Origin of the sequence: Desulfobotulus pelophilus, assembly GCF_026155325.1 — a bacterium.
Classification (GTDB): Bacteria; Desulfobacterota; Desulfobacteria; order Desulfobacterales; family ASO4-4; genus Desulfobotulus; species Desulfobotulus pelophilus.
The window spans coordinates 1-5738 of sequence record NZ_JAPFPW010000043.1; the positions used below are offsets into that span (position 1 = coordinate 1).

Here is a 5738-nt window from a genome sequence, read left to right on the forward strand (position 1 = left end):
GTTATACCGAAGGGAAGGCAACCAACCCCTTCCATCAAAAAAAGAAAAACGTAATCCCTGCAAAAAGGCAACCGTATCATGGATAACGCAATGATCTGGATTATGTGCTCAGGTTCACGGCAGTGTTTCACACAGTAATCATTAATATCAACTTGCTCTACTAAGCCTTGGCTGGCTGATAAAACATACGATACGAATAAGTTGCCTGATCAGGTCTGCAAAAATAATTCGTAAGCTGTGTCCTCTGAACGGAATTGAAATTTTCAGCAGGAATGGGGCTATCATGTTTATAAGAAAATCATACAGACCCATAGCGACCAGATGATACGCTGAATTATTCATTCATATATTGTCTTTATTCAACCCGCATCTGCTGACCTGGCTTATGTTTTGTGCTCAGGCCCTACATCACACTCTTTCATACGAAGTTTTCTTGCAGGGTTGCCTGCCGAAACAATCCCCTCTCCTACGGGCCTTGTAACCACGGCACCAATACCAATTAAAGCATTGTTACCTATTGCGCATTTATCAATAACAGAAGCGTTGGGACCAATCCAAACATTTTCACCTATAGAAACACTGCCACTGATTTCTGCACACGCTATTATAAAACTACCTTTTCCCACCCTAGTGTTATGAGCAATAAATACATGATCATCTATTTTGACCATATCCTCAATTATTGTATCCGATAATACACCGCAAGCAATGGTACTCAAGGCTCCGATTTCAACATGATCACCAATGGTTACCGAGCCATAATGGTTAAACGGAATCGGACAGCCGTCATGATCTCTTTCAAATCCAAAACCTTTTTGCCCAATAACAGAACCTGATTTTATCAGACAGTTTTTGCCTATTCTCACCCCTTTTCCAATAATAACATTGTGCAACACAACTGAATTATCACCTATAATCACAGCTTCTTCAATAACTACATTGTGGCCAATATAAATATTTTTTCCAAGCACGGCATCAGGATTTACGATAGCTGAACCCTCAATTTTTGCAGGATATACTATTGGGAAAAAATGTTGCAACACCTTGCAAAAATCCAAACGGGGATTTTTTGATAATACATGCGTTGTGCTTAAAAGTCCTTCATACCCATCCAGAGCAATTACAAATGAATCAGGATTAGAGTTTATTATTTTAACATACTTGTCTGATACAATCCCTGCAAATTTTAAAGCCCCACATTCACTGCTGTTTAAATCAGAAGGCTTGTTTACTTTTAAGTCCTCACCATACAAATCAAGGGACAAAAAATCAGCAATAGCCGATGCGTCAATCATGATGCCTGTCATAAACTCATCCTCTTCAGCTCAGCAGCTAATATTTTTTGATAAGCACTCAAAAAAAGCCATAGGATCAGGAAGTCTACATATTTTTTTTCTTAATATAGTCAAACATACTTTCACCATGCATTTGCTCTGTGAATTTTGAATTAACTCGAAATATGCTATCCAGAACACCTGAGTATCTCTTTATGTGTTCATAAAATATCTCAGGGTAAGTTAAATTGTTCTCAGAAAAATGCAATGGATGAAGCACTACCTGAATGGGATTCTCCATATTAGCATTACGAATAAATTCGTATGGATCTTTCCCTCTAAAATTCATACATGAATCAGAAATATATAATTCATCAGAAAAAATATGCTTATCGTAAGCATTTATATAGCCTTCAAAAAAAGGGTACTGACCATGTATTGAAGGATTATGCAGACTTATTGATTTAATTTTACTCCCTGTTACCGAAGAAAGTATTTTTGCTTCTTCATCAACAAAAGAAGCCAATTGAACTTGGTCTGCCGTTGCGTAAATGGTCGGGTCAAAATGCAATCCAATCTCAAAACCCATGGCAACCATTTCTCTCAGTATCTTACGATTCAATACCGAAAGTACGTTATATGTTGCACAGGTGGTGAGTACAAAAAAAGTAGACCGCACATCAAGCTCTGCCTCTATCAGGGATAATCGATATGCCAGTTCAAGATCAAAATCGACATCGTGCCTGAGAATAATGGCATTGGAACCGTCCCATTCGCCCAAGGGGCTTATATGTCTACTCTTCTTGGCATATTGAATAAAATTTTTGAATTGATCATATCTAAAAATCATCCTACAAAGTCCTTTTCTATTTCAAACCAACACCTTGCATCCTATCAAGCAAAATGTTTTTCAAGCATATCCTGAATACGCTCTTCAGATAACACTCCTTCTTTAATTCCAGATGCGTCTACGATGGATCTGTCCGGAATATCCTGCTCAACCCTCGTCATGGGCCTGACAATAACCTGATTGCCTATGGTCACACCAGGCAAGATAACAGAGGGACCAACAATAAAACACCTGTTGCCAATTTTAGTTTTTTCTCTTTTTATCAAAGAGCTGCCCGGAACATTATTCTGAGCTAAAGCGGCAAGATGACTTGAGTGAGACCAAACCATAACAGAACAGCCTATGGTAGTGTGAGACCCTATTTCCAATCCTCCCGATGCATCAAGGATGGCATTCTCTCCAATCCAGCAGTCTGTTCCAATAACAAGATTCTCCGGGCTAATAATTTTTGCACCTTCACGGATGCGACACCCTCTTGGAAGTCCGAGCAACTCTGCCCGTTCATCGTCGGTAAGAAACTCTCCTATGATCCTGCGAATAATATCGGGTCTCAGTCTTTGATTTCTTTCCTCGCTTTTAAATGGCAGGTTTGGAAACAATGGAAGGATTTTCTCAAACCAATCCAGCAAAATCTGATCCTTTTCATTTGCACAAAACCTTTCTTTTCTCACAAGACACCCTCACCTTTTCATTATCGCATCTGGCTTTAGGACAACAAAACGGATTCCAGAACCGAACATACATGCTTGACATCGGACCTTTGCATGCGTTCAAACAAAGGCAAGGCCAGGCCACACCTGTATAATTCAGGTCCTACAGTTTGCAAAAAGGGTTGGTCTCCATACAGATCGAGGACACTCAGACTCTGGGCACCAAGGTTGGATTCCACTCCATTCTGACGTAAAGCATCAATGACCACAGCACGGTCAAAACCTTTATCAAGCACAACCATGAAAGTCTGCCAGCTGTGACCTTCTGTCCGGACGGGCAAATGGATCAGGTTACGGGATGCCAGTTTGGCCAATCCACATCTGTACTCCTCAACCAGCTTCTTTCTGACTACAATCCATTCATCCAGGCACTTCAACTGCAAACGGCCCATGGCGGCCTGAAAATTAGTCAAACGATAATTCAGACCTGGCTCAAAAAAATGCATGCCATCATGCCTTTTTTCCATTCCATGGTTTCGCAAACGCCTGATTTTCTGAGCCAGCTGCACGCTGCCTGTAGATATGGCCCCTCCCTCGCCTGTGGTCAGTGTTTTTCTTGGATGAAAAGAAAAGCAGCCAAGATCTCCAAAGGTACCCAGTTTTCGGGTTCCATAAACAGCACCCAATGCACATGCGGCATCTTCTACAATATACAAATCATTTTTTTCCGCTATTTTCAAAACAGCATCCATATCAACCGAACAGCCAAACTCGTGAACAGGCATCAAAGCCCTGATTCTCTCAGGCCCCTGCCACTGGTCAAGTGTCCGCTCAATTTGATCTGGAGACAGAACATACGTTCCCCTATCAACATCTGCAATCACAACCCTTGCACCCACCATAGAAACAACACTGGCAGTTGCAGGGAAGGTAAAATCAGGCACCAGCACAGCATCACCGGGGCCGATATCCAGCGCAAGAAGGGCCAGATGCAATGCTGCTGTACCCGAAGAAACAAGAATAACTTCCTTGCAACCAAGGTAAGCCGCCAGTTCCTTTTCGAATAATAGATTTTCTTCTCCCTGAACAAGTTGTCCGGATCGAAGTACATCGGCAACAGCTGTAATGATATCTTCTGAGATATTGGGCTCTGACAATTTAAGCATGGTTACCCTTTAAACATATCTGAGAGCGGAGGAAGTTTATCTTCATTTTCTAAAATCCATGTGGCTGTCTTCCTGAGTCCATCTTCGAGGTCTACCCTGGCTTCAAACCCAATCAGTTCTTTTGCCTTTTTCACACTAGGAATCCGCAGCTCAATATCTGCAGAGAGCGCATCTCTAAACACAATTCTGGAATTACTGCCGGTGATACGGCAAACGGTTTGTGCCAATCCATATATGGTTGTAACCGCCCGGGAATTCCCAATATTAAATGACTGGCCTATAGCTGCTGGATGTTCCAAAGACCGCATCACACCTTCGACCATATCATCCACATAGCACCAGGCTCGAATCTGACTTCCATCTCCAAAAATATAAATATCTTCGTTTTTTAAGGCCTTGCGGATAAAAATAGCCAAAGCACCTTCACCAGTCTGACCCGGACCATAAACGTTAAAAGGGCGAACAGTCACTGTAGGCAATTTATATTGTTTGAAGTATGCATGCGCCAGATGCTCACCAGCCAATTTACTTACGGCATAGGTCCACCGCGCTTCACCCACAGCACCCGTCACAGTTTGGTCTTTCTCATCAACCTTAAATGCGTGTGAACCAAAAACTTCAGAAGTAGAAAAATCCACAAAACGTTCAATACAGTTCAGGTCCTTTGCAGCTTCCAACGCATTCGCCGCCCCAAGCATATTGACCCGCATAGTTGCCACAGGATTCCGAACAGTGGAGTCAATACCTGCAATAGCAGCGGCATGCACAACCAGTTCTGATCCGGCCATGGCAGCCTTTAACGTATTGTAATCTAAAACATCGGCTTGGATCTGCTCAACATTAGGGTGAGTTGCAAAGGGTGAATCTTTCAAAGTATTTCTAGTAAAATTATCATAGGCAATAATCTTATTGTGATCAGCCAACCTGGAAATCAGCATCGTCGAAATAAAACCTGTTCCACCTGTAATAAAAATTCTCTTTCCTGTAATCATTACCAACCTTCTTTTTTATGATAAAAAAAAGTGTTCCCCTGTCTCTATGATCAAGCCAATAAACAAAAATTTAATAAACAGCATACGTCTTACACTTGCAAGACTGTAGCTGACTGACTTTCACTTTACATTATATTTATGATATTTGTGCAAAGTTTCATTTTTTCATCTCAAATCAACTCCTTCAAAGCCTACACAGCTCTCTGTTGCGATTAAGAGGGTATGCAACAATCCTGCTTAGACCATTCGGAACACTATATATGATATGTTGTTACCCTGTTCATATCTTTATGCCGCATACTATTGCCTACGAAAATAAGCTCCCGGACATGCTCTTAAAGATGTAACAGCTCTCTGAGAATTATATCTGCGCTATTCCCTGCCCCATATAGTTCACCTTGTCCAATTTTTCTATTTTTCATACTCTGAACAGCGTCAAGGATCTGCTGCGCTTCTGCTCCGGCCAACATATTCCATCCCGCCTCCACCAACTCTACCCATTCTGTCTCATTACGCAGAGTTACACAGGGTTTTTGAAAGAAATATGCTTCCTTTTGAAGGCCTCCGCTGTCTGTCATAACAAAAGTACAGTTTTGCAGTAGCCAGATCATATGCAGATAACCAACTGGATCAACCATGTGAACCCGAGGGTAATCCAGTCTATGACCAAAAGCAGCAAGAATTTTTCTTGTTCTGGGATGAAGAGGTAAAACAACGTCTATGGTATCACTAATTTCTGCCAGAGCAGAAAAAATACCATTGATTCTCTTCGGATCTTCTGTGTTCTCAGCTCTATGCAGAGTACA

At 41.5% G+C, this 5738-nt stretch carries 6 protein-coding genes; all 6 read right to left on the minus strand.

The window, feature by feature from the left end:
- Positions 1–383: 383 nt before the first annotated feature.
- Positions 384–1307, minus strand: coding sequence for a DapH/DapD/GlmU-related protein (locus OOT00_RS15680; RefSeq protein WP_265426370.1), 924 nt, complete (start codon positions 1305–1307; stop codon positions 384–386).
- Positions 1308–1380: 73 nt separating this feature from the next.
- On the minus strand, positions 1381–2124 hold the full coding sequence (locus tag OOT00_RS15685; protein ID WP_265426371.1) for a polysaccharide deacetylase family protein: 744 nt from the start codon (positions 2122–2124) through the stop codon (positions 1381–1383).
- Positions 2125–2168: 44 nt separating this feature from the next.
- A complete protein-coding gene (locus tag OOT00_RS16520) occupies positions 2169–2795 on the minus strand; it encodes an acyltransferase (RefSeq protein WP_265426372.1) in 627 nt (208 codons plus the stop codon).
- Positions 2796–2830: 35 nt separating this feature from the next.
- Positions 2831–3940, minus strand: coding sequence for a DegT/DnrJ/EryC1/StrS family aminotransferase (locus tag OOT00_RS15695; RefSeq protein ID WP_265426373.1), 1110 nt, complete (start codon positions 3938–3940; stop codon positions 2831–2833).
- A gap of 2 nt (positions 3941–3942) precedes the next feature.
- A complete protein-coding gene (locus OOT00_RS15700) occupies positions 3943–4932 on the minus strand; it encodes an NAD-dependent epimerase/dehydratase family protein (protein ID WP_265426374.1) in 990 nt (329 codons plus the stop codon).
- A 335-nt stretch (positions 4933–5267) separates the two neighbouring features.
- A partial coding sequence (locus tag OOT00_RS15705) for a UDP-N-acetylglucosamine 2-epimerase (protein ID WP_265426375.1) occupies positions 5268–5738 on the minus strand: 471 nt, incomplete at its 5' end.